The organism is Sneathiella sedimenti, assembly GCF_017313765.1.
GTDB classification, from domain to species: domain Bacteria; phylum Pseudomonadota; class Alphaproteobacteria; order Sneathiellales; family Sneathiellaceae; genus Sneathiella; species Sneathiella sedimenti.
The window spans coordinates 425898-452893 of the sequence record NZ_JAFLNC010000004.1 but is presented as its reverse complement, the minus strand read 5'-3'; the positions used below and the strand labels follow the sequence as shown (position 1 = coordinate 452893).

Here is a 26996-nt window from a genome sequence, read left to right as displayed (position 1 = left end):
ATATCTACCAAGGATCAATATAGTGGTGTGAAACCGAGCCCCAGGGCCGCGATTCATATCCGCTGAGCATGGCTGTGATTACTGTGCGGGTGTCTGCGGGGTCGATCACATCATCAACCTCAAAATGCGCCGCGACGTTCAACCCCTTGCCCTTCTTATACGCTGCATCTACCATTTTCTGGTATGCGGCTTCGCGCTCAATCGGGTCCTCAATCGCCTCAAGTTCCCGCCTGAAACCCAGCCTCACGCCACCTTCAAGCCCCATGCCGCCGAATTCTCCCAAGGGCCAAGACACTGCGTAGTTCGGCGCTCGAAAGTCACCACCTCCCATTGCCATAGCTCCAAGCCCATAGGCCCGACGTAATACTATTGTTGTCAGTGGAGCCTCGAGAGCGGCAGCCTTTATAAAGAAACGCGAAAAATGACGTACCGCTGCCGTCGCTTCTGAATCGGGTCCAACCATAAACCCGGGTGTATCGCACAGCGATACGATCGGCAGATCATAGGTATTGCATAACTCGATGAACCGAGCCGCTTTCCCGGCGCCATCACTGTCGATTGCTCCGGATAAATGCTGGCTGTTGTTCGCGATAAGACCGAAGGGTCGTCCTTCAATCCGTGCCAGTGCGGTGATCATTCCTTCACCAAAGGTCGGACGCATTTCAAGAACAGATCCGGTATCGCAAATCGTTTCGATTACGCGGCGCGTATCGAAGGCTCTTTTGCGATTTTCGGGCACCAAATGACGCAGCCGACGCTGATCCGCGCAATCCCAATCATCGATCGGCCCCTGAAAATAAGACAGATACTTACGTGCGACGGCGGCACCCTCTTCCTCATCTTCTACCAGTATGTCAATCACGCCATTTGCGGTTTGAATATCAACGGGCCCGATTTCCTCGGGGCGAAACACACCGAGCCCACCGCCTTCGATCATTGCCGGCCCGCCCATACCAATGTTGGAGTTTTGGGTAGCGATGATGACATCGCAGCAACCCAGGATAGCGGCGTTGCCGGCAAAACACCGTCCTGAGCCTATCCCGATGATTGGAGCCCGGCCGCTCCGTCGTGCTAAAGTGGTAAAGGTTGTCGTGATCATACCGGAAACAAGTATACTGTCCACATCTCCAGGGCGACCACCACCGCCTTCCGCGAAGATAATCATGGGCAGGTTTTCACGACGCGCGATTTCAAAAACCCTATCCATTTTTTTATGATTTGTGCGCCCCTGCGTGCCGGCAAAGACCGTATAATCATACGCAAAAACGGCGCAACGACTTTTCGAACCAGAAAAGTCACTCGAATTAACCCGGGCTGTTCCGGCGATTAGTCCATCCGCCGGGCTTAGTCGGATCAGTTCCTCTTCGGTGCGACGGGTTCGTTGTTCTGCAAGCGCCAGACCGCCATATTCTCTAAAAGTACCGGGATCGCATATATCCGCGACATTCTCCCGTGCCGTGCGCTGACCTGTTTTTCGGCGCTTCGCCACCGCTTCGGGCCGGTTTTCGTCATACAACGTTTTTTTACGTTCGAATAGTTCCGCCAGCGAAGGTGGGATCGCGTCGATCGATTGCACTTCATCCACCATCTCACCATCTTCAGGAGCGTTTGTCTGGTCGATAAACATAAGGGCAGCTTCTGGCTCGGTTTGCATTCCGGGCTCGAGCAGCAGTTTCGTAACCGTCCCCCCTTCTGGCGCCGTCACGATATGCTCCATTTTCATAGCCTCTATCAGGGCGACTGGCTGACCCTGCCGGACAATCTCATTTTCAGTGACCAAGACATCCGCAAGGATTCCAAACAAGCGCGCCGATACGGCGACACTGCCAGGAGGCGCGACAACGACCGTTGTTTCTGCCTCTGCTGCCGGCGCGACGCTCGACTGGGATGTTTGTTGCATCTCGATCGCGCGGGCCACGAGCTCCGCGTTATGTTCTTCGATGAAGCGAGTGTAAAAAACATTTTCAGCGAGCGCAGGATGGTCAAAAAGGGCTCTTTGAAAAAACAGGTTGGTATCAATTCCGCCTATATGACATTCCTTCAGCGTACGCTGTGCCTTTGTTATCAACCGATGAAAGCCATCTTGGGTAGAATTACCGACGGAAACGATGACTTTGGCAAGCAATGTGTCGTATGTCGGGGAAGCCCGGTAGCCGGAATAGCCGAAGCCGTCAATTCTAACCCCCGGCCCGGAGGGCATATCATATCGAGACAGAGTTCCGCTTGCAGGAAAGATTTCGCCGGTAGAGTCTAGACGTTCCATATTCAAGCGCACTTGCACAGCATATCGCGACGGTGTGACAAATTGGGCTTGCGACAGTCCGATATCGGCAAGACTTTCTCCCGCCGCGATCCGAAGTTGCGCCTGTACCAGATCAACGCCGCTGACTTCTTCGGTTACTGTATGTTCGACCTGAATGCGCGGGTTAACTTCCAGGAACCAATAGCGATCTCCTTTATCGGAATCGAGAAGAAACTCGAAAGTAGCGGCCCCGCGATAGCCAACCTCGGCCGCCATCTTCAGGGCATCACGGCATAGCGCGTCGCGAATTTCCGGTGATAAGCCAGGCGCAGGCGCAAACTCAACTAGCTTCTGATGTCGCCGTTGCAATGTACAATCACGTTCGCCCAGGTGAACAAGTCCGCCTTGACCATCGCCGAGAATTTGTACTTCTATATGCCGAGCATGAGACAGGTATTGTTCGACATACAGCTCCCCATTGCCAAACGCTTTTTCTGCTTCTGCCACACAGGACGCAAAAGCCGCATCCAGATCTTCTTTCTTATGAACAACCCGGGCTCCGCGGCCGCCACCACCAAACAACGCCTTAAGTATTACGCTGCTGCCATCATCGATGTTTTTCAGGAAAGCGTGCGCTTCCTCCACCGACGTAGTGGTATTGGTGCCAGGCAGTAAGGGCACCCCAAGATTTATCGCAAGAAGCCGGGCGGCGGCTTTATCACCAAGGCTTGAGAGCATCTCTGGTGTTGGTCCGACAAAGGTAAGGCCGGCATCTTCACATGCCTGTGCAAAGGCGGCACTTTCTGACAAAAAGCCATAACCGGGATGCACCGCATCGCATCCCGCACTCTTCGCGATGGCGATAATTGCATCGATATCCAGATAAGCCGCCACGCCTCGGCCCGGCAATGCAACTGAACGATCAGCTATTTGAACATGCTGGGAATCGGAATCGTCAGAAGCATAGATTGCAACACTCTCGATTTCCAATTCGGCCAGGGCACGCGCGATACGCACTGATATCTCACCGCGATTTGCAATCAATACGGCACTAAGTGACAAGGTCATACTCCGTTCTTTTGGTTTTTTGGGAGAGAAAATATCTCTGTAAGCAGTTACATCCCTGCCTTCATTCTCCACAAATTTTTTCAATGGCAATTATCAAAATAAAAATTGATTTGTCTACCAATTTATTTATAGACTGGACGAAAGAACAATCAAGAAAGTTGAAGCGTGACGATCTATCGCTCACAGCCAACAGGGTTGGGTAACTGGAAATGCGGTCTTTCCAACACGCTATTTACGGGAGATGTCCATGAGAGTTGAACAAACGCCTCGGTTCAAGGTGAAACTACCCCCTATGATGGAACGGACGTTAAGTACCGTGATGAAATCCGCGATAGAGGTAACCCCTGATAAAGTCGCCCTACGTGACCCTTCGCGCACCCTTACCTACCGCGAACTCGTCGATGAGGGCATATCACTTGCGGGCGCCCTTATTGATCTGGGACTTGGCCGGCAAAAGTCGGTTTTGGCGATGCTGGACAATACTGCTGACTTTGTGTGCCTTTCGATTGGTTTGGGTTTGACGGCACGAATTGAAGTTCCGATCAATACCGCTTACCGCGGATCATTACTTGCTCATGTGATCGAGACGACGAACGCCAACATCATGATAATTGAGGATAAATACCTGGAGCGCCTTGCCGAGATTTCGAGTGATCTAGAGGTCCTGGACATCGTCATCGTGCGTGGGAAAATAACTTCAGACCACGGGATACCGTCGCGAATTAAACTCATTGCCTATGACGAACTCGCGCGCCGTCACGAAGCAATTGACGACGTCAAGCCATGGGACATAATTTCAATTATCTATACATCTGGGACAACCGGACCTTCAAAGGGAGCGATGATCGCTCATGCGCAGGCTTATGGCTACGCCGCTATTGTCCAGCAGGATGTCGTCACGCCTGAAGATGTCAGTCTGGTCGTATTGCCACTTTTTCACGTGACCGCGAAATGGGGCGGTATATATGGCGCTTTCATTTACAACGCCTCAACCGTTGTTTTACCCGGCTTTTCCGCCAGCACATTCTGGGACAGCGCGCGCGAATACGGCGGCACCTGCACCAGAATGCTCGGAACCATTGCCCAGTTTCTTCTAAACCAGCCGGAACGACCGGATGATAAAAGCCAGCCCATCAAGAAAATCGGTATCACACCGGTCATTGCTGGTTTGGACAAGTTCAAGGAACGCTTTGGTATCAGTGGTGTTTTAACCGCCTACGGATCAACTGAGGCGTCTGTCGTATCTGCCGCGCCAATGGGCGAGGGAATACCCGGCTATGCTGGCTTTGTCCGCGATGACATCGAAGTACGCATTGTCGACGAACACGACATGGAAGTCTCACCGGGAGACGTGGGCGAGCTAATTGTGCGAACCAAGGAGCCCTGGATGACCATGCAGAGTTATGTGAATATGCCTGATGCAACCAATAAGGCATTGCGCAACGGCTGGTTCCATACCGGCGACCTAATGCGCTTGGCACCAAACGGACAATTGGTCTTTTGCGATCGCAATAATGATGCGATCCGGAGAAAAGGTGAAAATATCTCCAGCTTTGAGATTGAACGGGAGATCAATGCCCATCCGGCGGTATTTGAATCAGCGGCGATCAAGGTCGTCAGCGATCACACGGATGACGATGTCAAAGCTTGTGTAGCGGTTAAATCCGGCCATTCAGTCAGTCATGACGACCTGATCGCGTTCCTGGAACCACGCATGCCGAAATTCATGTTACCACGATATATAGAGTTCCTAGACGCATTGCCAAAAACGCCGACAGAAAAAGTGCTTAAGGTAGAGCTCAGGAAAAACGCCCTAAATCAGCAAACCTACGACTGCGAAAACAATCGATTTGTTGAATAGCAAGGTCACCACCTGCTTCAGCGACAAAGGCTAATTATTACAACAAAAATTTGGAGTGAGTAAAATGGGAGGACCCCTTTCAGGTCTTAAAGTGATTGAATTTTCGGGCATAGGTCCAGGACCATTTTGCGGCATGCTCCTGGCGGACATGGGGGCCGATGTAATTTGCGTCGATCGGGTATCCGCGGAGCTAGAACCTTCGACTTCTACATTTTCGCGCGGCAAGCGTTCGATCGCCCTGGATTTGAAAAACCCGGCCGACTTGGAAACTGCCCTGCGTCTCGTCAAACACTCAGACGCATTAATTGAAGGATTTCGCCCGGGGGTAATGGAAAGGCTAGGCCTTGGACCTGACATTTGCCTTGAACGCAACCCTGCCTTGATTTACGGCCGTATGACGGGATGGGGCCAGGAAGGCCCCCTCGCCCAGTCAGCCGGGCATGATATCAACTATATTTCCTTAACCGGTGCGCTGGCGGCAATCGGCCCTCAAGGCGGCGCCCCGTCTATTCCGCTCAACCTTATCGGCGATTTTGGTGGCGGTTCGCTTTATCTGGCCATGGGGATTTGCGCCGCCCTATTTGAACGCTCCAGGTCCGGCAAGGGGCAGGTTATAGATGCCGCGATGGTGGATGGGGCCACCTCGCTGGCTGGAACCTTCCTGACGCGCGTGTCGGAAGGCAGATGGAACGATGAGCGTGCCTCGAACCAGATCGACGGTGGCGCGCCCTACTACAATATATACGAGACATCAGACGGCGAGTATATTTCTATCGGCAGTATCGAACCGCAGTTTTTCTCAATGTTAAAGGACAAACTGGAGCTAAATGACCCCCTGTGGGAACAGCAAATGAACCAGGAAAGCTGGCCCAGAATGACAGCCAAATTGCGCGAACTTTTCCGCAGCCGCACCCGTGCTGACTGGTGCGACTTGTTAGAAGGAACCGATGTTTGCTTCGCTCCCGTCCTATCTTTTGCCGAAGTAGCAAATCATCCGCATATTAAGGCCCGGGAGACCGTCGTTACTGTCGAGGACACCCTACAGACAAACGTTGCACCCCGATTTTCCAGAACACCGTCAGCGGTTGGCAGGCCACTCACACGAACGGGTCTCCATACCGAAGAAATTCTAAATGAATTGGTAGAAAAGGAAGCGCCGTAGCGGCCTGACTTAAAAAAAGCAAAAATCCAGATTACAGCAGGAGAAGATAAATGCCGTTGACAAGCTCGCCAGGCCAACCATTCCCTGATCCGCGCATTCCGGCACGCGATCAGTGTGTATTGCGTCATATCCTCGATCGGTTAGCCGATGAAGTCCCGGAGCAAGACTTTGCATGGTTCGAAGGCGAAGAGACTTGGTCCTATCGACGCACTCAGCAAGAAGCCCTACGAACTGCGTCAGGATTACAAAAGCTCAACGTAAATCGAGGTGACCGGGTGGTGGTCTGGTTGCCCAACAGTTCATTAATGCTGCGTTGCTGGTTCGGCATTAATTACATTGGCGCAGTTTATGTTCCCATCAATACGGCATATCGCGGCGGCTTGCTTGAGCATGTTATTAAAAACTCTGACGCGAAAGTTCTTATCACACATGTTGACCTCATCGATCGTCTGAAAGGCATTGACCTGGCAAATTTGGAGACGGTCGTCGTGGTTGGCGGCTCTGCCGAAATGGAGCAATTGACAGTGTTCAGTATAGATGCGCTTGGGTCACCGGGCGATGTTCCTGAACCGCTGGACCGCCTCATCGACCCTTGGGAACTCCAGTCGATAATATATACCTCTGGAACAACCGGACCCTCCAAGGGTGTTCTGTCTTCATATTTACATCTGTACACTATGACAACGAGCTTGAACAAAATGCTTAGTTCAGAGGACAGGCGCTTGATTAATCTGCCGTTGTTCCATGCAGGCGGCACAAGTAGCGTCTATGGCATGTTGACCAAAGGTGGAGCTATTGCACTTGTAGACTCCTTTAAAACAGATCAATTTTGGGATACTGTTCGACGGTCCGGGACTACCTGTGTAACCCTGCTTGGTGCAATGACGTCATTTTTGAATAAGGCGCCTTACAGTCCTGACGATCAAAGTCATTCATTAAAAACGGTTATTATGGTTCCACTTTCGGAGGATGTTACGGCATTTCGAAAGAGGTTTGGTGTCGATGTCTATACCGCCTTCAATATGACCGAGATTAGCGGGCAGTTGATATCAGAACGTAATCCTTCAAAAGTCGGTTCCTGCGGCAAGGTGCGCCCTGGAGCCGAAGTGAGGCTTGTCGATTCCAATGATTGCGAAGTTCCCGTCGGAACCATCGGTGAAATGATTGTCCGCGATGACAAACCCTGGGGACTGAATCATGGTTATAACAACAATCCGTCCGCAACAGCCGACGCCTGGCGGAACGGCTGGTTTCATACTGGCGACCTTTTTACGCGCGATGAGAACGGAAATTTCTTTTTTGTCGACCGGGCTAAAGATGCTATCCGCCGCAGAGGCGAAAATATCTCGTCGTTTGAAGTTGAAAATGAAGTGACTGCCTATGCCAATGTGCGCGAGGCAGCAGCCGTTGGCGTGCCGAGCCCCCTTGGAGAGGACGAAGTTTTGGTTGTCGTTGCCCCAGTACCTGGTTGCACCATAGACCCTGAAAACTTGATTGAGTTTTTACGTCCGCGCATGGCACATTTCATGATCCCGCGCTATATAAGAGTGCTCGAAGATCTACCAAAGACGCCCACTCAAAAAGTTCAAAAACATCTGCTTCGTCAAGAGGGCGTAACTGCGGACACTTGGGATCGAGAACAGGCAGGCATCCACGTCAAGCGCGAAAAAATCGGCGACCTTACATGAAATAGAAAGGTGCTAACAGACGAAGGCGCCCTCGTCTCCGTTTGGCGTAAATTGACGATAAGGTGCCCCCTATTATGCCGCGCTGAGTTGCTGCCACTCGGCCAGTGCGGCATTTCTTTGAAACTTGAATGTCTTTCGCTTGGTTAAGTGACGCTCATGGTTGAAGTGGTTGTGGACGGATGCATAGATTGAGACAAATTTCTGCAAACTTCGCAGGCGCCTGAATTGTAGCATCGCCTGCTCCCTTCGTCGAAATGGTAGATGTGAGTTTTCGCAGCGATTGTTCTTCCACCGGCCAACCTCTTGAACCTCAGCATTTCCGATGGTCTTCATAGCGGCACGATATGACTTTAAACGATCTGTAACAATTTCGCGCGGCTTTCCATACCATTTCATAAGTTTCTTCAGGAAAACCATTGCTGCCTTGCGGTCGCAGCGCTTGGAAACAAAGGCTTCCAGCACTTCCCCCTCGTGGTCAACAGCACGCCACAGGCAATATGTCTCGCCATAGATCTTCACAAAGACCTCATTAAGATGCTATTTCCAATTTGAATAATTCTGAGACGGATGGGTCCGCTTCTTACGTATTTCTCCTGCGAACAACGGACCGAACCTGTTCCACCAATAGCGGACCGTTTCATGACAAATGTCGATGCCTCGTTCATGAAGAAGGTCTTCGACATTTCGCAGAGAAAGCGGAAATCGAACATACATCATCACCGCCAGGCGGATGATCTCGGGCGATGTCTTGAAATAGCGAAACGGGTCATTTTTATTGCGTCCAGACGAAATATGACCATCAATCCATTTTCTGCTGACAGTGCCGACAGTACCATTAGCCAATTAGATAAGCCCCACCGAGAAGGACCCACGCAGCAATGAACAGTGTTTCCAGTGTTATGAGAAGCATTGGCTGATAGCCGATGGTCAACATGTCCTTTAATGATGTTTTGATCCCCAGAGCTGCTATCGCCATAACCAGGCACCAGGAGGATAGCTGGACCAGCATGTCCCTGATCTCCACTGGAACAATCTGGAAGCTGTTAAGCCCGACAAAGAAACAGAATCCGATAACGAACAAGGGTAAAGGAAACTCGGCCGACGCCCCTGCCCGTCGCGTCTTGAAACATAGTGAGATAATCAGCACGATCGGTACCAGCAAGGACACCCGCAACAACTTGGTAATTGTGGCGATATCCCCGGCTTCAGAAGACACAGCGTAACCCGCGCCGACGACCTGCGCGACATCATGGATTGTCCCGCCCAGAAATATTCCGGCAAACCTGTCATTAAGCCCCAGAAGACTGACCACAATGGGATACAGGATCATCGCCAATGTACTGAGGGCCGTTACCGCAATGACGGTAAAGATCGTATCTCTTTCGCTGTTTTTTGATTTTGGCAACACAGAAGAAATGGCCAGCGCGGCAGATGCCCCGCAAATGGCAACCGCGCCCCCTGTCAATGTCCCGAAACGGCGACGGCGGCCCAGCAATCTAGATAAGAAAATTCCCACAATTATAGTCGCCCCGACCCCACTGATAATCACACCAACAGGCGCCCAGCCAAGCGAAAGGACGTCATCGATTGTCAGTCGCATCCCGAGCAAAGCAACACCGAACCGAAGTACGGTTTTCGATGAGAATTCAACCCCCTCGACACATTTTCCCTCTTCTGCGAGAAAATGAAAGGCCATCCCCAACAACAATGCAAACAGCATTTGCGGTGCGAGGTAATGTTCCGATAAAAATCGCGCCGCCGCGGCAACCGTCAGGCAAAGAAGAAGGCCAGGAAATAGCCCCAAACAGGAAGTGTAAATTTGTCTGTGCCACGCGTTCAACCCGGAACCCTCCAATGCAAAAGATAGCTAAAAGCGGCTTTGACTGTTTAATAGGATCAATAGTCTATTGTGTTCCATGGGAAAGAAATGCATCGGCAATGTTTTCAACACTTGTTTCTTTTGAGCAAAGCAACAAAGTCAGCAATACTCTCGCGCGACATCCATCAAGGCGACCTGCAGGGACAAGCCCCTTTGAGAGAAGGTCAATTTCTGATCCGACAAACCCATATGTAGAAGTCAGAACTTCACCCGCTCCTGTACGTGATGCAAGGACTACCGGTATTTTCGCGCAGGCACGCTCCAAAGCATTGGCTGCGCTTACAGATGCATGCCCTCCTCCTAATCCCTCAATGACAAGCCCGGAATAACTTGCGGTAACCGCGGCATCGATCAATCTGCCATCGTCACCTAGCCCTAACTTTATAATCGCAACCCGTACGTCATCATCAAATTCACTAGAGCCGAGAACCGGTCGGCTTTTTGGTTCTAAATGTATTCTCACTTCGTCCTCAGTCAGCCAACCAATCGGCCCCAGCGGATCCGATCGAAATGTTGATGGATTGCTTGTATGCGTTTTTCGGACAAACTGGGCTGAATGTATCTCATCGTTGAACACGACAAGAGAACCAAGAGATTTTGCAGCTGGTTCTACCGCCACCTGGACCGCAGCCAGTATATTGGCCGGACCGTCGGCTCCTTGCTTTGTCGGGTTCCGCATTGCTCCCGTTACGACAACAGGCACTTCAAGCCTAAGCAACAGGTCCAGCGCATAAGCTGTTTCTTCAATGGTGTCAGTTCCTTGTGTAATGACAAAGCCAGCGGATCCCTCTTGCGCCAACATTCTGATCTTACTTGCTACATTAAAAATATCTTCAAAGGTCAGATGAGCGCTGGGCACATTGCAAGGTGAATGTGTTCGGATTGCAGCAATTTCTGCCAGTTGTGGAACAGCTTGCACAAGATCATCGGCTGATAAAGTTGGCACAACTCCAGCCGATCCGCTCTTGTCTTTCATTGCTATTGTGCCACCCAGAGAAATGACATCAATTACCGGTTTCATCTAACTCTCCATTCCATGTTCATCCAATTCGCCCGATGTAATGTCTAGTTCGGCGAAGGTAATTCTAATTAAATTTCTATGGATTTCGCTTATTGGTGATCAGCGAATAGCCAACTTGAATTGGCGGTCGCAATACATCTATGCAATCTATCCAATCATTCTTATTGCGATATTTTGGCCAATGCTTGCTGAAGGTCAGCAATCAAATCGCCGGGAGATTCAAGACCCGCATGTATTCTAACCAAAGTGTTTGGACCATCCCAGGAGCCGCAGCTTCGTATTGATTCAGGCGATACTGGCAACGCAAGACTTTCAAAACCACCCCAAGATGATCCTATACCGAACAACCTAAGTTCATTAATAAAATCCGGTGTTTTCGCGACATATTCATCAGAAAAACCAAATGCGAATAAACCGCTTGATCCCGAAAAATCACGTTTCCAAATTTCATGCCCAGGATGATCCGGCAAGGACGGATGCAAAACCATTGCTACTGCATCCTGACAATTTAGCCATTTCGCCAGCTCAATCGCGGTTTGTTCATGCTGTTTAAGTCGTGGGTATAGGCTGCGCATCCCCCGCAAGGTATCGTAACAATCTTCCGGGCTTGTTATAATACCCAGTAATGTCACTACATCATATAAATGCTTTGCGCATGCTTCCTTGCACACTATGGTTCCCATCATAATGTCCGATGCTCCGCATAAATACTTTGTCGCGGCCTGCACCGAAATATCAGCCCCAAGCTTCAACGGCTGAAGGAACACTCCCGCTGACCATGTATTATCAACTGCAAGTATCGCCTCATGTTCGTGGGCTATCTTTGCCAAAGCTGGAAGGTCCACAATTTCAAAGGTCCCTGATCCGGGTGATTCTGCCAATACAAGGCTAGTCTCAGATCGAATAACCTCGGAGAGACTTTCTGGGTTAGGCGCAAAGTATGACACCTTCACCCCCCGGTTTGCAAAATACTCATCGCATAATCTGCGAACCGGTGGATATGCATTGTCAATCACCGCAACATGATCTCCCGGCTTGGTGTAAGTCAAGAAGACCGCCGCTAGGGCGCTGAGCCCGGTTGGAAAAACAAACGCACGATCACCAGCTTCAAGGGCACAGAGACTGTCCTCCAGAAAATGCGTGGTCGGGGTGCCATGCGCGCCATATGAAAATATTCTCTCTCCTTTATCCCGGCGGGAACGAACTAGCTGCATCATCTCCAAGTCGGAGTAGAGAACTGTCGATGCCTTGATAACCGGCGGATTGATCGCTGCAGGCCGATTATCCGTGGGCAAATCCCGCCCGGACCTTACCAGTTGAGTCATTCTATCCATGAGTGACTTCCTCTTCTAAAGATATTTGGAAGAGCTGCCTCTCATCATTATCAAGTTGGTCTATCAGTCCGATCTCCCAGGCAATATATTGCCGGGCGGACTCCATGTTGCCGTAATGTCGATCATGAACAAAATACAAATAGTCTATAGATTCTACGACTGATGGCCGATTGGAATCCAGTTCAAGCTCACCGCCTATCTCCTCCCAGCTCTCTATACCTCCAGCCAGAAAATACATATCGGCGGAAGTCGCTTCCTGTAGGTCAAGAACTGCCAAATTCGCAATTGACGGATTGTCAGAGATCAACACAATATTTGTTCCACGCTCAAAGTCCAACTGATCTAACTTCGGGCGTATGGACCAGGACGACCCCGGAATACACTTTTCCCGATATTGAGAACTGGGGCGCACATCAATTATACTGAATTGATCCTTATTCGCTTTTAGTTGCGCTGCTGAAATTTCCTTCATGTTGGGGAATTCGCAGAATTCAGGCAAAGACTTTTCCGGAGTGTCCCATGCTCCCAATGCTTCAAATTCAGTGCGCATCACAGCAACGGAATAACCTAGTCTTTTTAACCGTGAGGCTGCCGAAGTTGCGCGAAGGCCATTATCATCAATCAGAACAACTCTACTGTTGCGAACACCAATCCATTCATCAGTCGCTTGAACAATTTGCACTGCGGGGGCATGCACTGACCCGGGAAAATGCCTTGCTTCAAATTCTTCACTTGTTCGTACATCAAGCAAATATGTTGTTTTCGACTTGTCGTGAAACCACTGCCTGGCTGTATCTGCTCCGATGAAGGGAATATCATGCGAAGCCGCCAATCTTTCTGCGGTCCTTGCACCTTGTTTTATGATGTCGGCATTAACTTCCGGCAAGGGTTCGCTGACCTGTCCTCGCGCCAGTTCTCGCCCGGATAATGCCCAACCCTGGGTTCCATTCTCCAGTGCAAAAACCGGATTATCAATCGATGCATCTATCAGGCTTTGAACCCCAACCAGCCCGCGTGTCCGCCCTGCGCAGTGAATGACAATGGTCAATTCGGGATCATTCAAGAGGCTATCCTTGCGGTATAAAAACTCGCCGTTTGGAATACATCTGGATCCTGGCAATGTAAATTTAGCATGTTCTGAGAAAGGCCTGCCGTCAATGACCATCACAGACCTGCCTTCTTCCTGCCAGCTGGACAATGTATCGGGAGTAATTCTAGGAGTTCTCTCAGCTTTTTCGATCAGTTCACCAAGTATTTTGCTTGGAACATTAATTCCTTTAAAGACACTAAAGCCTGCTTCTTTCCATCCAGTCATACCTTGGTCGAGAATATTTATATTCTCATATCCGATTGCATTCAGTCGAACGGCAGCCCGATCAGCCACACCGTCATTTCCATCACATAACACACAAAAAGCATGCCGGTTCGGGACCAGTTTCGTGATATCAAGTTCAAGCCTGCTATAAGGACAATTGGAGGCAAACAACATATGTCCTTCGCCGAATTCTCCGGCTTCTCGGACATCCAGCAAGGCGATTTCTTCGCGGGCCGTCAAGCGTACTTTAAGTTCGTCCGCAGTAATTAATTTGGTGGTGACACAGGTACTCATAACTTGTCCTTTGCATTCGCGGAACGTGTTTTAACGCCGACATCCATTATCCGACAGGTTCCGGCTTCAATATCGAAAACCGTGCGCTCAGTCAGTGTTTCCAACGCCCTGCCATATAGATGCAAATGGCGAATGGGCTCGCTCCCCATGATGGTTACTGAATGGATGTCGTTCGGAAGAAGTGCTACTCCCTGTCCAGGACCGACTTCTATTTCATCGATGCTTTCGATGGTTGCTTTTCCCGGTTCCTCGCCATCATCCAGACGGGTATAAATTGTGTTTGTCTCAACACCTTCTACTGCCGCTATGCATGCCCATGTAGTATGATCATGTGGTGGAATTTTCTTCCCAGGACGCATCGTGTTAAGATAGAGGGCGTAGGTTGCATCTTCATCTTGGCTAATCAGATATCGGACCTGCAATTCGCCTTCCTTCGGCGGCGGATAGGCTTCCGAATTCCATAAGTCTGTTTGTGCGGCCAGATCCGTTAATCTGTCCAATATTTCACTCAAAGTCTCACGGCTAAGACCCTTTTCATCAAATATTCTGTGCGCGAACGATATTAGGCTCGCCACTTCTGTTTCACGCTTAATTCCCGTCATTTTGATTTTCTTCCATTTCAGCGATTTAAGTTTGCGTCCCGTTTAAGGCTTTTAGGCAAAGCAATTCTGTGGCCACTGGCTGCAACTATGGCGATGTCGCGGTGGACAATTGAATAAACTCAGAGAAATTCTGAACCTGAGCCCGTCTATGGAGGCGTTACATCCGAATTCCCGCCAGAACCATCTTTCCTAAGTTGTGGTTCAAGGCTCTCAATGATCGTTTCTGCTTTTGCTACCAAAACATCCTCCCGCGCCTGAAGGTGCTCAAAAATTTTCTCAAGAGACCTAATTCGATGCGGTTGCCCCGCTATCCATGGATGAAGCTGTAATGTCATGACACGTGCGCCATGTTCGCTGGCCTCTGTGCAGAGAACATTCACATATTGAAGCACTTGATCCGCCCAACGAGGAGAGGTGTAGTTCAACTGCTCCATCGCCCATTTGTCGCTTAGTTCGTAACTGCCGGGCATCGCGATCAGGTTCTCATCTGCCAGATCAAAGCAATAGGGCCTGTCATCATTCGACCAATCAAATTGATACTTGATCCCATGTGAGGCAAGTATGCGGGGAGTATGATTTGATTCTGACGATTGAGGAGATAGCCAGCCCGTAACTTTACTTCCAAATGTACTCTCCAGAATTTGCAGGCTTTCACCAACGACCCGGCTCTCTTCTTCATACCCAAGGTCGTTTGTGAAAAGGACATTCATGTTACTTCCATGCCCAATGATCTCACAGGCGGCATCGCGCATTTGATTAACGAGGGGCTCGAGCTTTGCTAGAGAGGCATTGAATGCGACGGTAGCTGGAAAATCAAACTTACCCAGCGTTTCAAGGATGCGGAAAATACCTACCCGCACTCCGTAATCATACCGGCTTATATCCCATAAATTGGGATACTCTCCGGCCTGCCCGGAAACCGGAAAATGTTGCAAAACCGGCAGTATCACAACCGCAACTTTAGCCCCATCGGGTAGCAACAGAGGCGGGCGAGAGAAGCTATCGGAAAAACTAAAGAGACCATGATCATAGCCTTTTCTGCGATATTCATATTGGAGATAGTCAGCGTCCATTATTGCCTCCATAATATTCATCAAAATGCGCAAGGCAGTGATCGGCGACTTCTCTTCCTGTTGCACGCCAAACAGCTGAATGCCCGGTAATGTAGTCAAGCGCCTGATCGAGAATATCAATCCGATGAGGTTGTCCGATGATGTAAGGATGTAGGGGCAGCGAGAGAACTGTTCCGGATTCTTCACCTTCTTCGTATAATTGATCAAACTGCCGCTTGATTACATCCAGATATTCTTCAGGAGTGTAATGATATGAGTTCAATGCAAAATAGTCGTTGATCTCATATGAATACGGCATGCTAATAATCCGACTACCTGAAAACTCAATTCCAATTGGTCGATCATCATGGGAGAAATCACATGTATATTTCACGCCGGCTTCTGCTAAATATCTAGTTGTATGAATTGTCGGTGTGATGGATGGAGATAACCATCCTGCCATACCCTGCCCACTATGTTTCTTGATAGAAGCGATCGAGTCGCGAATTACTTCTCTTTCCTGATCTTCGGTCAGGCCATACATATATCTTGTGTTGTATATTCCATGCGAAAAAAGCTCCCATCCCTGGTTGCAACAATCCTCGATAATTTCAGGAATGTGATCACATAAGGCCACGTTTAGCGAGACCGTGCCCCGAACGTCATATCGCTCCATCACAGACATCATGCGATGCAACCCGACCCTGTTTCCATAGTCCCGATGAGATAGGTACAGGATGTCCGGGGCAGGACGTTCCCATCCTTGATAGCGGGAATTACCTGGCGGATTGTATTCATAGTACTCAATATTGGGCACCACAACGAGTGCGATGCGAGCGTCATCCGGCCAACGGATTTGCGGCCGCCGGTTGTAGGGGCTGTAATTAAAAAGTGTGAAATTATCTGTCATTCTTCGTTACTCATCTGCTTTCGCATTTCGGCCCAACGAGGATCTGTAAATCGTTGAAATTCAATGACATAGCCATTCGGATCTTTTGCAAAAAAATGATAGATTCCAAAAGTTTCGTTATGTTGCGGAGGACATTCAATCTCTACGCCCGCGTCAATCAGCTTTTCATACCAATCATCAACTTCATTCGTCACAATGGTATTCATCGTTCCGCGAGGCTCGACATACCTTCCCGGCCGAACTTTACAGATCCCAAGAAGACAATCTCTGCCAAGATGAAAAATGAACGTACCTTCCTGCTGATACGCGACCTTCAAACCAATTTTTTCGGTATAGAACGCCTTGGTGCCATCAAGATCATCGGTGTAAACCCAATTGATTGTACAGTCCGCTATCGGTCTATTTTTTGAAATCATTTCACTCGCCAATTTTTTGATTTTTCGTCAGAGAAAAACTGATTTACCTTGCGGAAGTCCGCCGAGCGTAAGCCTCAATCTCAACTTTCATTTCTTCATCCACCAGGCCGCAGACAACAGCTGTGCTGGTCGGGCGGGCAGAGTTGCACCATTTTGAGATCACCTCTGCGATGGCCGCCCAATCTGAACGATTAGGAAAGTAAGTGCGCAGGCAAACAATATCCTCAATCTCAAAATCTGCCATTTCCAAAGCTTTCTTGATGTTTTTGAAGCATTGGTCCGCTTGTTCTCCGGTGTCTTCAGATATGGTCATATTTGAGTAATCATATCCAGTTGTGCCCGAAACATGGATTTCTTCACCAAACGCAACAGCACGCGAGTATCCTGTCATTTCCTCAAACGGAGACCCTGAAGAAATCAGGATTTTCTCTGAATTCGGGCTCTTTTTAGATGAATAGCTCATAGTCTTTTCCTTAGTAGTTTTCTTTATTTGACATCTGTTGTGATTATCGACGGCAAAAAGGTCGCGATACTTGGAAATGCCGCTAACAGCAAGCAGGCCAAACAAAGTATCAAGAAAAATGGCAAGGCTGACATGGCGATCTGCCCAATCGTCCGCTTTGTCATATCTTTCAGAATAAAGAGATTGAAACCCAGTGGCGGTGTAATTTGAGCCATCTCAATTGTTACGATTATGAAGACACCAAACCAGATTTTGTCATACCCAGCCTGTAGAACAAGCGGCAGTGTAATGGGCAAGGTCATCAAAAGACTTGAAATGCCATCCAGAAAAGTACCCAGCAATGCGTAGAACAAGACCAATGCAACAATTAACTGAAATGCCGACAATTCCAGGCCGGCAATTTGCACTGCGATAAACTTGGGTAATCCAAGAAATCCAAGACTTACAGAAAAGAAAACTGCGCCAACAAGTATAAGAAAAACCATACTGGAGGTTCTGGTCGCAGACAAAATGGCTTTTCCGAAGTTTGATATTGTCAGTGTTCGCTGACAGACTCCGATTATGACCGCCCCAAGAACACCAAATGCAGCCCCTTCTGTTGGTGTTGCAAACCCACCGTACATTGAACCAAGTACGAATACGATGAGTGAAGTCACCGGCCCAAACTCCCGAACACCTCTAAGCTTTTGCGAAAACGTAAACTTTTCGTCCGACTTAGGCGTTACTTTCGGCCGAACCAGTGACACTCCGGCAATATAGAGCATGAATAGTCCGGCAATCATCAATCCGGGTAGAATCCCTGCAGCAAAGAGCTTCAGAACAGACTCTTCCGCGATAACACCATATACAATCATGATAAGACTAGGAGGGATCAGGAAACCTAATGTTCCTGCGCCTGCAAGCGATCCAACGGATACATTTCCGTCATAACCACGCTTGTCCAATTCATCCAATGTAATGCGACCAACAGTCGCCGTGGTCGCCGCAGATGAACCCGAAACAGCGGCGAAAACCGTACATGCCAAAACATTTACATGGAGCAATTGACCAGGAAGTCGGTTAATCCAAACACGCAATCCAGAGAACAAATTTTCCGCCAGGCGTGTATGAAAAAGTATCTCGCCCATCAGAATGAAGAGTGGAAGGGCGACTAATTCCGGCGTCGACACAACATTGAAGATCTGCTGAGACAATAATTTTGCGGTCGGAATGCTCCGAAAAACTTCCATGAGAACCGCGCCGGTTGTCACTAGTGACAGACCAATCCACAGGCCCGTTCCCAAAGTCAGAAAAAGAAGTACTACCGTACAAATTGCTACAATTGCCATGCTACCCATCCACGCCCTTCACATTTAAGTTGTCGAAATCCATGGTGAGGCGCGCAAGAGCCGCCGCAAGTTGTATGGAAGCGGCAAGGAATCCAAAACAAATGACAGCCTGTGGTAAAGCTAAGGGCAGATCCGTTGCAAAAGATGTTACCCCTCGACTGAACGAGTAATATGCAAGCTGCCCAGTCGCGACTGTTATTCCAACCAAAACAATCAACCCAAACACCGTTGTTAATATCGCCAACCTGGATGCCCATGGTTGTCCAAGCATTTCATCAAGCAATGTTAAACGAATATGCCCATAGGTGAGAAAAGCGTAGGGGGTCCCCAACAACATAGCCAATCCGGCACCAATACTGGAAAACTCCCAAGCGAATGCCATGCTAATGTTCAATAGAGAACGGGACACCACCTCGATCAGGATTAGTATCGTAACAAGCATGACAAGCCCGCCGGCGATCCACGCCATTGCCAAAGTCAGGCAATCAGCAAAGCGAATTGCACGCCCTATCACTTTTCTCACGTTCATCACTTAGCCGTTTACTTCTGTACGATATTTTTTGAGAACATCGGACGCGGGTGCACCCACCTCGTTGACATACTTCTCGACCAAGGGCGCCGTAAGCGTCTTCATGTTTTCTAGCGTGTCTGGTGAAATTGTCCCGAGTTCAATGCCATTGCTCTGCAGCGTATTCAGTTTTGCGATGTGATCTGAAAGAGCATTCTCAATAAACACCGGCTCTAGCTTCTGAGCTAGTTCATCAATAGTAGAACGTTGCGCGTCGGATAAAGCATTCCAAGCATCCAGATTGACTGTCACCATGTTCGTGGACCATGTGTGGGACGTCACATACATGTAGTCGAGATACTCCCAAAGCTTGCCATCGACGCCGGAAGCTGCCGAAGTAGTCACAGACTCAACGGCCCCAGAGGCTAACGCTGGAATTAGCTCTCCCCAAGGCATCTGTATCGCAGTCATCCCGAGACTATTCATCATTTCACTGGAACTTTTGCTATATGTACGAACCTTCACGCCTTTCAGGTCGTCTATGCTGTTTACTTGCGATTTCGTGTAGATCATTGCCGGGGGCCAGGGCACCATATAAAGCACTTTCTGATTATGCTTCGCCGCCGCCTTTTCTACTGCAGGCCGCCAGTGTTTATACAGAATCTGCAATTGATCGATGTCATTAACCAGGTAAGGCAGCGTATCAAGCGCCAGAATTGGCGCGATACCAGATTGAGCACTCATGACAATGTCGGCAATTGGCACCAACCCCTGTTCTACACTCGTGAGCATCTCTGGCCCTTTAAAGCCCAACGATCCGTTTGGGTGAATCGTAATTATTACTTCGCCATTTGTAGATTTTTCAACTTCTGACGCAAATTTTGTTGCATTTACAGTATGAAAATTATTTTCCGGCCAAGAAATCGGGAAATCCCAATTAACTTCTGCCGCATAGCCTGAAGAAATATACATCCCGGCCACAACACAGGACGTCAATACTTTCGTAAATGTTGATTTCAACAATGACATATTCAATTCCTTACCTGCCTATATTCAATTGTATTCTTTGAAAGCCCCCAAACGGGAAAGTGAAATCAAGTTAGCTCTGGAAATGATCAAAAACAATTGACGAAAAGAAACAAGTCTATGCTAAAAACTTATAGGTTAAATTATTGGACTATTAAATTCGCATGAACTTTCGGCAGATAGAAACCTTTCGGGCAGTTATGATGGCTGGCTCGGCCTCCCGCGCAGCAGATCTTCTTCAAATAACTCAACCAGCAATCAGTCGGGCAATCGCAGAACTGGAGAGGTCACTTGGATTTCCACTATTCAATCGTATTCGCGGACGATTAGTGCCAACACCGGAAGGTGAAATGTTCTTTCGTGACGTAAAAACTTCTTTTCGCGGTCTTGATTCATTGCGGACGTCAGCAGCTAGAATTCGGGATCTCGGTTCAGGGCAGATCCGAATTGCCAGCATTCCCTCACAAGGTTCTTCCCTGGTACCCAGGGCTATCGCCAAGTTTCGAGAGGAATATCCGAGTACCGCGATTACCTTGCAGATTGCCTCATCTGCTCGAGTTCGCAACCTGGTTTACAACGGACATTTTGACATCGGACTGGCTGCAGAAGAGATCGATACAGAGGGAATGCATTTTGAAGTTTTCACAAGTGTCAGGGCAATTTGCGCCGTACCAAATAAACATCCCTTATCAACTAAAGAAGTTATAAGACCACAAGATCTCGATGGTGAGGACTTTATCGCGTTCATGTCTGAGGATAGCGCGCGCCAACAAATAGATACTGTTCTCAATGAGAATGGGATCAACCCAAATATTGTCATCGAGACACCCTATGCCATTACCGTGGCGGAGTTGGTCAAGCTTGGGATCGGCATAGGCCTCACAAACCCCCTCGCGATTGAAAGCTCCTTTGACCGAAGCGGATTGTCGCTTATTCCATTTGATCCCCCAATTTACTTCAAGTCTTTCTTGCTATTGAGAAGCGACAAGCAAAAATCTATGGAAGTGAAAGCGATGATAAATAAGCTGTTAGATTCTCGATTCTTTTAATCTGCGTCTTTTCGAAAAGGTATAATCTACGCAAATGCAAGCAGGTCTTATCATGATGCAATTTATCGTGCTTTAGGTGAAACAACACCCGGCAATCAGATAAAGAGACCGCAAGTATTGATTAGGAGAGGCTCTTCCGGAATTCTGTCAACAACCATTCAGTAAAGGCCCCGACGCTTTTGTTGCGCTGATTATGGGGGGGCACGACAAGATAATATGTCAAACCGGCAATTTCACCCGGCAAGGTATTGTCAGAAAAAGGAACAAGCCATTGTTCTTTCAAAGCATTTCTAACCAGAATAGAGCTTACAAGCGCAATTCCCTGACCCGCCAGGGCGGCTTGTATGACGTGATGTTCCTGATCAAACCGCCGTATTATGTAGGTCGGGTGACCTTCCTCGCGCCCCTGTTGATTGATAAGCGCCTCCCAGGTAATTGATGGCAAAGATTTGTTCACCCACGCCGTCTCCAGAAGCTGCGCGTCCTTCAGCTCAGTGAATTTTTCAAGATATGTCGGCGTCGCGTATAGGCCAAATTTTTCAGTGACGAGTTTTGTTGTGTGAAGTTGCGCGGGATCGTACTGCCCATAGCTGATCGCAAGATCAATGCGACGATCGCGCAGGACATCAATTTTCTGCTCTCCGGTTTGAAGGGAAACATCAATACCCGGATGTGCCCTGTAAAACTTTTCCAGGTTTGGCACCAGCCACATTGAGGCAAAAGAAGATGTTGTACTAATCGTCAGCGTCTCTTTTGAGCCGACAATTTCGTTGACGGTGTGGTTAAGCTGGCGAAAGATGTTGAAAGTGGTATCAGAAAGTAACTCCCCTTCTCTGGTTAGCTTAACTGCACGGGTCTGGCGCTCAAACAGACGGGTCCCAAGCCCCTCCTCCAATGCCTTGATTTGGTGAGAGACTGCCGTTGGCGTCACATGTAACGTCTCGGCTGCCTTTTTGAAGCTTTTCAGTCTTGCCGCTGCATCAAACGTTCTAAGAACATTAAGGGATGGTAGCCTCGCGTCCATTGAACACCTCTATATAGATGATATTATTTCATCTATAATTGAGAAATCGCCATTCGTCAAACCCCCTTTCAATTTCCATATTTGTTTCAACGATCAATCGGTTCATGAAAGGATATCATATGAAAACGTTGCTTCATATCGACGCTAGTGCGAGAAAAACAAACAATTCAGTGGCAGCATACAACTCCATATCAAAATCAATCGCCGCAACATTTATACAAAAATGGCGTATATTAAATAATGAAGGTAAAATCATCCATAGAGATGTAGGGGCCAACCCACCTGATTTTATCAGTCAAGACTGGATTGCCGCAGTTTTTACGCCGGATAGCGCCAAAACTGACAATCAAAAGGCGTTGCTTTCCTTGTCAGATACATTGATCAGTGAGGTGGAGCAGGCTGACGTCATCGTCATGTCCTCATCCATGTACAATTACGGTATGCCTGCCACCTTGAAGGCCTGGTTTGATCAAGTTATCCGCATCCACAAGACATTCACCTTTGATTTAGCTCGTGGAGACTTTCCATTGGAACCTATTATGTCTGGCAAAATATTGGTTTTGATAACTTCAAGCGGTGAGTTTGGTTTCGAAATTGGTGGTATCCGAGAAAAAATGAACCACTTGGGCCCTCATGTGCAGACATTGAGCCATTATCTGGGTGTTGAAAAATTCCACGAGATCAACGCGGAGTATCAAGAGTTTAATGACGACCGGCACATAAATTCTGTGACAAACGCCCACAACTCAGCCAAAGAGCTGGCCCTAAAACTGGCCTGCTCCTAAGAGCGTATCGATGAATAGCAAACGCCCCGAATTTTTGGTTCGGGGCGTTTTCTTAAGATATTGATATTTCAATATTTTCTGGTTTCGAAAATAGGATTTGAACCTAAAACCTTCAGGTTATGAGCTCAGAAGGATATTGAGGGGGTCTTCTTCATGACGGATTACATCCTTGGTCTCTTTAGCCACCATTGCAGTCGATTGACGGTGGGATGCATCGCAAAACCCTCCCGTCGGCTGATACGCAGTAAATTGCCCGAGGCAGACTCCCTGACATTGCTCCGATTGCGCCCATGCGAGCGTTGGACTGGCTTTAGATGCAGAGATTGAGGAAGGCGCCATAGATATCATGGGCAATAGTAGTTATAACTGCGATATGCTGTCAGCCCATCCAGACAAATTTTCAGGGGTGGGTGGCGGTGAGCGAGGGATTCGAACCCTCGATGGAGCTATTAACCCCATACTCCCTTAGCAGGGGAGCGCCTTCAGCCACTCGGCCAGCTCACCGGAGGCGGCAATATGGCAGATTTTGGCTGTGTGTCAAAGAGTTTAGTTGCAATTTTTTCTGCGTTTTTTGTCTGGGTTAATTTTATCGGCCCATGATCCATTCACGTGCCATTCTCTGAGCCTTGGCGATTTCCTGTGCCGACATATCTAGAGAAATTTCAGCTCGGATTTCTCGCGCCTCTTCAATGCCGTTCATCGCTGCCAGATTAAACCATTTATGCGCGGTCACCAGATCCTGTTGCACTCCGTCACCGGTTGAAAAAAGCAGGCCGGCGCGAAACTGTTCATCAGGTATGCCCGCATCTGCACTTTTCAGATGTTTCTCTATATAGTTCACGTCGCGTTTAGCCATTTTCAAATCCCCATATTCTCTCGACTAACCAGACAAAAAGCACTTCCAGATGAAGAATTAGATTCTTCTCAAGAAGCATGATGGAGGGGATTAGGTTAATTTTTTGTTTCACCCGTTATTTTTTTAACCATGTTCGTTAAAGCTTCACAAACAGGGAAGCTGAATACCGCGCATGGCAAGGCAACGGGCAGCAGGCGACGATGCCAAATAAATTACGGTTGGGTGCGCGCAGTCAGTCTTTAGGAAAGTCCAGGCCCATCTCGCGATAGCGTTCCGGATCGTCGAGCCATTTCTCGCGAACCTTGACGAAAAGAAACAGATGGACGCGGCGTTCCAGCATTTTTTCCAGCTCTTCGCGGGCGAGCGCACCGACTTTCTTGATAGCCTGCCCGCCCTTGCCGAGGATGATCGGCTTGTGGTTGGCGCGCGATACATAGACCACCTGCTGGATCTTGACGGAGCCGTCTTTTCGCTCTTCCCAGCTTTCCGTCTCCACTGTCAGGGAATAGGGAAGTTCCTGATTAAGACGCATGAAGAGTTTCTCGCGGGTGACTTCCGCCGCAAGCTGTCGCATCGGTGCAAGGGCGAGCTGATCCTCAGGGTAAAGCCAAGGCCCTTCCGGCATTTCCGTCGCAAGCGCCGCCCGCAAATCCGCGACCCCATCCCCAGTCAGCGCGGAAATCATGTAGATCTCATCAAAAATGCCGCGGTCTGACAGGGATTGTGCAAGCGCAAGCAAGCTGTCCCGTTTCAGGATATCGATCTTGTTGAGAATGACATGCGCCCGCCGGCCATTCTTCTCCAGTCCAGCAATGATGCGTTCCACATCAGCCGAAATGCCTTTCGCGGCATCTATGATCAGCACGATCCGATCCGAGTCCTGCGCGCCACCCCAAGCCGCATCAACCATCGCCTTCTCCAGGCGACGAGAGGGCTTGAAGATGCCCGGCGTATCAACAAAGATAATCTGGCTGTCCGCTTCGATCGCGATCGCGGTCACGCGGGTGCGTGTTGTCTGCACCTTGGGCGTGACAATCGCGATTTTAGCTCCCACCAGTTGATTGAGCAGGGTAGATTTGCCGGCATTCGGCGCGCCGACAAGGGCGACATAGCCGCACCGCGTTAATCCCTCGCCCATTTGTTGATCACTCACCTTTAAGTTCCTTTAATATTTTTGCGGCCGCCCTTTGTTCTGCGACCCGTTTTGACGATCCCGTTCCGGTCGCCGGCGTAAAATCGGGAACTTCCACCATCACCTTGAAGCGTCGGTCATGATCCGGACCCGTTTCCTCTACCACCGAATAACACGGTAAGGCTCTTCCCGTCTTGGCCAGCCATTCCTGAAGTGCCGATTTCGCATCCTTTTTCGATGCATCCTTGTAATCAAACCGCGGCCACCATTTCGATTTTATAAACTTCCGGGCCGCCCTGAACCCTCCATCAAGATATAGGGCGGCAATCACCGCTTCCATCACGTCTTCCAGAATGGACGGGTTTTCACGCCCACCGGTAGCCGCAAGATCCCCGGCCATATGGATATAGTCCTGAAGACCCATTTCCAGGGCTATCTCCGCGAGGGTCTCCCGGCGAACCTGCGCATTATAGCGTCGTGAAAGCTGCCCGGCCTCCGCCGTTTCAAATCGGCGGAAAAGCTCTTCACTGATGACAAGGCCGAGAACCCGATCCCCCAGAAATTCGAGGCGATCGTAATCCTCTCCGTCTGCTTTTTTTCCTTTTCCCTTGATCAGGGAAGAATGCGTTACAGCCGACTTCAGAAGGCTGATATCCTTGAACTCGTGATCCAGCAGGACCGCCAGTTCCTCAGGATTTTTTGCAGCGCCGGACATCAGCTCAGGGAATTAAAGATCCGGTTCCAGCGAATGGCTGTGGGATATTTCCATATCTCGTACCATTCGGCCGAACCGTCTAGGGACATGAAGATGATCTCCGCCCGTCCCACCAGGTTTTCTACGGGGACATAACCAACATGACTCAAAAACCGGCTATCAGTGGAATTATCGCGGTTATCGCCCATTGCGAAGACATGATTTTCGGGAACCAAATAGACATCCGTATTGTCCATGATCCCCTGCACGGTTTCGTCCAGTGTCAAATAAGTCCGCCCGCTTGGCAGTGTTTCGCGATACTGGGCGATCCGCCGGACATTGCCGAACCGGTCCCGATCGACAAAATCCTCAATCCGTTCGCGCTTGACCGGCGTGCCGTTTATATGGAGGACGCCGTTGATCATCTGCAGCTTGTCTCCCGGCAGGCCCATGATCCGCTTGATATAGTCAACCTGTTCCCCGATTGGCTTCTTGAAAACCGCAACATCGCCACGCTCGGGCAGGTCTTCAAAAATACGGCCGGAAATCGGTGCAAGGCTGAACGGGAAGGAATGTCGGCTATAGCCATACGAATATTTGGAGACGAACAGGTAATCACCGATCATCAGGGTGGGCAACATCGATTCAGAAGGAATCTTGAACGGCTCATAGGCAAAGGTCCGGATCACCACCGCAATCAGTACCGCGTAAATAATTGTACGGATAGTTTCCCCGAGGCCGCCTTTGGCCTTTACCGCTTCTTCCTTCATCAAAACTCTTCCAAAAAAATATTACAAACAAAAAACATTCAATTGCACGATCAAGACGCGCAGGCAACCGATTTCCCGCGGTTTTCCCGTGTTTGCCCCTATTCCTCTTCCGGAATCGCCGTAATCACGACGATGGCCTGGGCTTGCGGCGGTTCATCGGTGATCGTCAAATGAATTTCAGATCGCATGCCCGGCGGCGTAATGCGTATCAGTTGCTCCAGCGCGCCCCCGGTGAGCGCGATTGTCGGCTTTCCGGATGGCAGATTGATGACCCCCATATCCTTCCAGAAGACACCGCGACGGAACCCGGTCCCAAGCGCCTTTGAACAGGCCTCCTTCGCGGCATATCTTTTCGCGTAGGATTCCACCCTGTTGAGCCGTCGCTCGGACTTAGCGATCTCCACCTCGGTATAAATGCGCCTGATAAATCGCTCACCGAACCGGTCCAGCGTTTTTTCAATTCGCCGTATGTCGATGATATCATTGCCAAGGCCGATTATCCGGGACATATCTCCCT

At 49.2% G+C, this 26996-nt stretch carries 24 protein-coding genes, 1 tRNA gene and 1 pseudogene; 5 read left to right on the top strand and 21 right to left on the bottom strand.

What is annotated here, in order from left to right:
* Positions 1 to 4: 4 nt before the first annotated feature.
* Entirely contained in the window at positions 5 to 3310 is a 3306-nt protein-coding gene (locus tag J0X12_RS14005; protein WP_207046844.1) for a carboxyl transferase domain-containing protein, read from the bottom strand.
* Between the two features lie 247 nt (positions 3311 to 3557).
* On the opposite strand from J0X12_RS14005, the gene J0X12_RS14000 reads away from it, so the two are divergent.
* From J0X12_RS14000 to J0X12_RS13990, 3 genes are all read left to right on the top strand, one after another.
* Positions 3558 to 5171: an AMP-binding protein gene (locus J0X12_RS14000; protein WP_207046842.1), complete on the top strand. Its 1614-nt coding sequence runs from the start codon at positions 3558 to 3560 to the stop codon at positions 5169 to 5171.
* Between the two features lie 64 nt (positions 5172 to 5235).
* A complete protein-coding gene (locus tag J0X12_RS13995; protein ID WP_207046841.1) occupies positions 5236 to 6333 on the top strand; it encodes a CaiB/BaiF CoA transferase family protein in 1098 nt (365 codons plus the stop codon).
* A gap of 50 nt (positions 6334 to 6383) precedes the next feature.
* Positions 6384 to 8021, top strand: coding sequence for an AMP-binding protein (locus J0X12_RS13990; protein WP_207046839.1), 1638 nt, complete (start codon positions 6384 to 6386; stop codon positions 8019 to 8021).
* 72 nt (positions 8022 to 8093) lie between these two features.
* Here the strand turns inward: J0X12_RS13990 and J0X12_RS13985 are convergent.
* The 13 genes and pseudogenes from J0X12_RS13985 to J0X12_RS13925 all read right to left on the bottom strand — a co-directional run bounded on the left by J0X12_RS13985 (position 8094) and on the right by J0X12_RS13925 (position 20172).
* Positions 8094 to 8738, bottom strand: a pseudogene (locus J0X12_RS13985) (IS6 family transposase).
* Positions 8739 to 8856: 118 nt separating this feature from the next.
* Positions 8857 to 9825 (bottom strand): YeiH family protein, encoded by a 969-nt coding sequence (locus tag J0X12_RS13980; protein WP_207046837.1) that lies wholly within the window; start codon positions 9823 to 9825, stop codon positions 8857 to 8859.
* A 100-nt stretch (positions 9826 to 9925) separates the two neighbouring features.
* On the bottom strand, positions 9926 to 10921 hold the full coding sequence (locus J0X12_RS13975) for an asparaginase (RefSeq protein ID WP_207046835.1): 996 nt from the start codon (positions 10919 to 10921) through the stop codon (positions 9926 to 9928).
* A 161-nt stretch (positions 10922 to 11082) separates the two neighbouring features.
* Complete coding sequence (gene metC, locus J0X12_RS13970) at positions 11083 to 12255, bottom strand: cystathionine beta-lyase (protein ID WP_207046833.1); 1173 nt, start codon at positions 12253 to 12255, stop codon at positions 11083 to 11085.
* Entirely contained in the window at positions 12248 to 13864 is a 1617-nt protein-coding gene (locus J0X12_RS13965; RefSeq protein WP_207046831.1) for a rhodanese-like domain-containing protein, read from the bottom strand. Before J0X12_RS13965 ends, metC begins: the two co-directional genes overlap by 8 nt.
* Positions 13861 to 14466, bottom strand: coding sequence for a cysteine dioxygenase family protein (locus J0X12_RS13960; protein ID WP_207046829.1), 606 nt, complete (start codon positions 14464 to 14466; stop codon positions 13861 to 13863). The genes J0X12_RS13965 and J0X12_RS13960 overlap by 4 nt, the downstream gene beginning before the upstream one ends.
* 146 nt (positions 14467 to 14612) lie before the next feature.
* The gene (locus J0X12_RS13955) at positions 14613 to 15539 is read right to left on the bottom strand and encodes a polysaccharide deacetylase family protein (protein WP_207046827.1); all 927 of its coding nucleotides are present in this window, start codon (positions 15537 to 15539) and stop codon (positions 14613 to 14615) included.
* On the bottom strand, positions 15529 to 16428 hold the full coding sequence (locus J0X12_RS13950; protein ID WP_207046826.1) for a polysaccharide deacetylase family protein: 900 nt from the start codon (positions 16426 to 16428) through the stop codon (positions 15529 to 15531). Before J0X12_RS13950 ends, J0X12_RS13955 begins: the two co-directional genes overlap by 11 nt.
* A complete protein-coding gene (locus J0X12_RS13945) occupies positions 16425 to 16844 on the bottom strand; it encodes a VOC family protein (RefSeq protein WP_207046824.1) in 420 nt (139 codons plus the stop codon). Before J0X12_RS13945 ends, J0X12_RS13950 begins: the two co-directional genes overlap by 4 nt.
* 43 nt (positions 16845 to 16887) lie before the next feature.
* Positions 16888 to 17307 carry a RidA family protein gene (locus J0X12_RS13940; protein ID WP_207046822.1) on the bottom strand — a complete coding sequence of 140 codons (420 nt, stop codon included), beginning with the start codon at positions 17305 to 17307 and terminating at the stop codon, positions 16888 to 16890.
* A 23-nt stretch (positions 17308 to 17330) separates the two neighbouring features.
* Positions 17331 to 18635 (bottom strand): TRAP transporter large permease, encoded by a 1305-nt coding sequence (locus J0X12_RS13935; protein ID WP_207046820.1) that lies wholly within the window; start codon positions 18633 to 18635, stop codon positions 17331 to 17333.
* 1 nt (position 18636) lies between these two features.
* Positions 18637 to 19164: a TRAP transporter small permease gene (locus J0X12_RS13930; protein WP_207046818.1), complete on the bottom strand. Its 528-nt coding sequence runs from the start codon at positions 19162 to 19164 to the stop codon at positions 18637 to 18639.
* A 3-nt stretch (positions 19165 to 19167) separates the two neighbouring features.
* On the bottom strand, positions 19168 to 20172 hold the full coding sequence (locus J0X12_RS13925; protein ID WP_207046816.1) for a TRAP transporter substrate-binding protein: 1005 nt from the start codon (positions 20170 to 20172) through the stop codon (positions 19168 to 19170).
* Positions 20173 to 20333: 161 nt separating this feature from the next.
* Between J0X12_RS13925 and J0X12_RS13920 the strand changes: the two genes are divergently transcribed.
* Entirely contained in the window at positions 20334 to 21218 is an 885-nt protein-coding gene (locus J0X12_RS13920; RefSeq protein WP_207046814.1) for a LysR substrate-binding domain-containing protein, read from the top strand.
* Positions 21219 to 21339: 121 nt separating this feature from the next.
* Here the strand turns inward: J0X12_RS13920 and J0X12_RS13915 are convergent, their stop codons facing one another.
* Entirely contained in the window at positions 21340 to 22242 is a 903-nt protein-coding gene (locus J0X12_RS13915; protein ID WP_207046812.1) for a LysR substrate-binding domain-containing protein, read from the bottom strand.
* A gap of 119 nt (positions 22243 to 22361) precedes the next feature.
* Here J0X12_RS13915 and J0X12_RS13910 point away from each other — a divergent pair, with 119 nt between their 5' ends.
* On the top strand, positions 22362 to 23027 hold the full coding sequence (locus tag J0X12_RS13910) for an FMN-dependent NADH-azoreductase (protein WP_207046810.1): 666 nt from the start codon (positions 22362 to 22364) through the stop codon (positions 23025 to 23027).
* Positions 23028 to 23438: 411 nt separating this feature from the next.
* Here J0X12_RS13910 and J0X12_RS13905 read toward each other — a convergent pair.
* The 6 genes from J0X12_RS13905 to acpS all read right to left on the bottom strand — a co-directional run bounded on the left by J0X12_RS13905 (position 23439) and on the right by acpS (position 26988).
* A tRNA-Ser gene (locus J0X12_RS13905) sits at positions 23439 to 23531 on the bottom strand.
* An 82-nt stretch (positions 23532 to 23613) separates the two neighbouring features.
* On the bottom strand, positions 23614 to 23883 hold the full coding sequence (locus J0X12_RS13900) for a sel1 repeat family protein (protein WP_207046808.1): 270 nt from the start codon (positions 23881 to 23883) through the stop codon (positions 23614 to 23616).
* A gap of 232 nt (positions 23884 to 24115) precedes the next feature.
* A complete protein-coding gene (gene era / locus J0X12_RS13895; RefSeq protein WP_207046890.1) occupies positions 24116 to 25021 on the bottom strand; it encodes a GTPase Era in 906 nt (301 codons plus the stop codon).
* A gap of 7 nt (positions 25022 to 25028) precedes the next feature.
* Positions 25029 to 25730 carry a ribonuclease III gene (gene rnc / locus J0X12_RS13890; protein WP_207046806.1) on the bottom strand — a complete coding sequence of 234 codons (702 nt, stop codon included), beginning with the start codon at positions 25728 to 25730 and terminating at the stop codon, positions 25029 to 25031.
* Positions 25730 to 26479 (bottom strand): signal peptidase I, encoded by a 750-nt coding sequence (lepB, locus tag J0X12_RS13885; RefSeq protein ID WP_207046804.1) that lies wholly within the window; start codon positions 26477 to 26479, stop codon positions 25730 to 25732. The genes rnc and lepB overlap by 1 nt, the downstream gene beginning before the upstream one ends.
* A 98-nt stretch (positions 26480 to 26577) precedes the next feature.
* Positions 26578 to 26988 (bottom strand): holo-ACP synthase, encoded by a 411-nt coding sequence (gene acpS / locus J0X12_RS13880; protein ID WP_207046801.1) that lies wholly within the window; start codon positions 26986 to 26988, stop codon positions 26578 to 26580.
* Positions 26989 to 26996 lie beyond the last annotated feature (8 nt).